This window comes from Rhodohalobacter sp. (genome assembly GCF_041686455.1).
Lineage (GTDB): Bacteria > Bacteroidota > Rhodothermia > Balneolales > Balneolaceae > Rhodohalobacter.
Genome location: NZ_JAWLDW010000205.1, coordinates 1 through 2829 on the forward strand (window position 1 = coordinate 1; position 2829 = coordinate 2829).

Here is a 2829-nt window from a genome sequence, read left to right on the forward strand (position 1 = left end):
ACGGTTTGGGACATGTTCGCCTGTGGCACAGAAACGGACAGTTGTCGCTTGAATCATTCTACACCGGGTATACCGGAAACAAATTAGAACAGGGACTCATGACAGAGTATGATGAAGAGGGGCGTATCACCATCCAGGAAAGATATGAAGATGGGGAACTGGTAGAGAAATTAAAATAACCGAAGCAGATTCTTAGAAAAGTATATGCTTTTCGAGGTCTCCAGGAAAAGGAGATTCAAAAGAAGAAGCTATAAGCGCATATATACGGAGTTTCCCAGGTATTTCAATCCAGCCAATACTTTTCAAGTATGACGCAGCTTAATGTTTAGGTTTGGATCAATCTGGTAAATTCATGATTTTCTAAAAGATTATATGCCTATTGAAGAAATGAAAATAAAGGTGGCTACCGCTAACAAAGTATAAATTCATTATAGTGGCTTTTGCACTTTATCGTTGTTACCCATTTATGAAAAAATATAAATGACAGAAAAAGAAAGGAAAGCAATAGAAACTCTTCAAGCTAGGATTGAGGCAATTAACGCTGAAAATTTCGACCCAATTGTATGGACTGATCAAACTTGTATTCACATTCAGAGAATTTTTGGGGCTGAAAAAAATGAAAGAATAAAACAATTAAGAGATATTAGTTATTCAATACCTACACCAATGGTAGGTTCAGACATCCAAAGTCGAAGAAGAAAAAAGGGGAAACAACAAGCGAAAGAATATTTACTAGGGTACATAGAGGAAATAAAGAATTATGGACTTGAGTCTGAGGGTGACGAAGATTTAGTAAAGGTAAAAAAATCGAGTTTTCAAACACTTGGTAAAAATATTTCGTTTTGGGGTCTAATCTTGGTTTTGGCAGGAGGAGCTTTCACATTAGGTATGCATTTTGGAAAATCCAATTTCGACAAGGAAAAGATGGATTACTATCAAAGGAATTTAAAACTAGAAACTGAAATTGATAGTCTGCAAAATAAGATTAATGCTCAGGATGATACTATTAAAAAGCTTAATGCAGAAAATAAGACTCTAAATGAATGAGTCTTAATCCAAAATGGATCAATTTGATAGGAATAGAATCCATTAAAGATATCTATCCTAGCTATTCTAAGAAGTGCCCGCAGGATTGGTCGTTGCCTGTTCATGAGTGACCACCGTGATGGATATTTAGATAGGTTGTTTCTCCTGTTTAGTTAAACTATTACTTGATGAAAGTTTATATTTCAGCTATCTATAAAGTCCTGTATTTTTTTTACTGCATCTAATTGAACTGGTTTCATGTCCTCACAAACTACTAAATAGGGAGGTTTACAAAATTTTTTAAAATATTTTCGTGCTTTGTTATCACTAATACCTTTAAGATTTATATGGCACGTATCTCCTGTATGACTAGGGGATTGTTCTAAAATTAGATCGACTTCAGAGTGTTGTTCTTTAAGATGCTCGATGCTTAATATCCAAAAAATAATTGGGTTCCCAGCAATTTTAGGATAATATGTCAGGATGTGATTACAAATTGTTTGCCCTTGTCGGTTTTTAGTGGTAGCACATCCCATATCAACGACGGATATTCCTCCGTTATTTGAGGAGTTTGAAAAGGCTGAGCTTCGAAATCTTTTACGTCTGCTATCATAGTGTTTGTGATGAATAAGTCTGATGACTTCCATTCTGTCATATTAAATTTGTTAATAACACGCTCTGCCTCTCTCAGAGATATATTCCTTTTCTCATAGGTGACCTCAAAGTCATACCCAATACCATGTTCGACAGCAACGTCTACACTTAGGTCCTCATTAATTGTAAATTCAATACAACGTTCGTCCACGTAAAACACTAGTAAAATTTGACCATTGGTTCCGGGAAATACATCAGCATCTGATAGGAAGTAGTTCCCAATTTTGAACAAGGTTTTTGCTTTCTCAATTACATCGGCGTCGATTGGTTTACCTTCGCCATAAGACCAGCCATCTTCTAAGTCAGCAAATTCATTTAATTTAGCAAGAACGTCTTCGTCAATTTCAGAAGCATAGGTTGAAGGAAAAGTCTTAATGAACGTGTCTGCTACATCGATAAAGTTAAATATATTCTTCATAATAGGTCTTATTCGTCATTCCTTTTACTTTTAATTCTATCAACAAATTCAGTTGTCATAATATCGTGACCTGAATCTTTTTCTAGATCTTTTATCTGCTTTCCAAGTCTATCATGCAAAGTCTTAGCTAAAGTGTAAGACATGTTGATTACTGCATTTGGTTTGCCATTTAACTGCAGTATTATACCAACATCAGCGTTATTGAAAAACTGAGCAAATCCATTTGCGTATATTTTTGGTACTTCGTCAGATTCTAACGCATATTTAGCCAAAGTTTGAATATTGGCATTTTTATCAGTCTCTTCTTTTTTGGACATATTTTTTTGTTAAATAAAATAGTATTGATAATGTACAACGAAACAATTAAGTAATAAATTTTCTTCTTACCAAGTAATCTACTAAGCATGTTGCACAATTCACGTATGCAAACACATTTATTCAAACTTTCTTTCGAAGAAATCTAATTGAAATACCGGTTACCTATCTATCAAATTAAAACTCAAATGCGAAACAGGAGCATCTCATGGCAGGAACAAACGACTACTTAGATTATTCAGGCTCAAACGATCAGTTTACAGGCGGCATCAACATGATTCCCATTACAACTCCCAAAGGTGAGTTTAAAGTGTACCCGAAGCGGGTGGGGAATAATCCCAGAATCAGGGTTTTGTTGCTCCATGGCGGGCCGGGCGCTACTCATGAACTCTATGAGTGTTTTGATGGGTATCTGC

3 protein-coding genes and 1 pseudogene are annotated in these 2829 nt (G+C 35.3%); 2 read left to right on the top strand and 2 right to left on the bottom strand.

From position 1 onward, the window contains the following. The first annotated feature begins 480 nt into the window (after nucleotides 1–480). Entirely contained in the window at nucleotides 481–1047 is a 567-nt protein-coding gene (locus ACESM0_RS13565) for a hypothetical protein (RefSeq protein WP_372906740.1), read from the top strand. Nucleotides 1048–1504: 457 nt separating this feature from the next. On the opposite strand, the gene ACESM0_RS13570 is transcribed toward ACESM0_RS13565, so the two are convergent. Both ACESM0_RS13570 and ACESM0_RS13575 read right to left on the bottom strand, forming a co-directional pair. Then, nucleotides 1505–2098 (bottom strand): hypothetical protein, encoded by a 594-nt coding sequence (locus ACESM0_RS13570; protein ID WP_372906741.1) that lies wholly within the window; start codon nucleotides 2096–2098, stop codon nucleotides 1505–1507. Nucleotides 2099–2106: 8 nt separating this feature from the next. Continuing rightward, nucleotides 2107–2415 carry a hypothetical protein gene (locus tag ACESM0_RS13575; protein ID WP_372906742.1) on the bottom strand — a complete coding sequence of 103 codons (309 nt, stop codon included), beginning with the start codon at nucleotides 2413–2415 and terminating at the stop codon, nucleotides 2107–2109. A gap of 206 nt (nucleotides 2416–2621) precedes the next feature. On the opposite strand from ACESM0_RS13575, the pseudogene ACESM0_RS13580 reads away from it, so the two are divergent. Then, nucleotides 2622–2829: pseudogene (locus tag ACESM0_RS13580) on the top strand (proline iminopeptidase); the annotation flags it as partial.

Coding starts and splice junctions, on each gene's coding strand:
- ACESM0_RS13575 (WP_372906742.1), bottom strand. CDS start 2,415: ATGTCCAAAAAAGAAGAGACTGATAAAAATGCCAATATTCAAACTTTG.
- ACESM0_RS13570 (WP_372906741.1), bottom strand. CDS start 2,098: ATGAAGAATATATTTAACTTTATCGATGTAGCAGACACGTTCATTAAG.
- ACESM0_RS13565 (WP_372906740.1), top strand. CDS start 481: ATGACAGAAAAAGAAAGGAAAGCAATAGAAACTCTTCAAGCTAGGATT.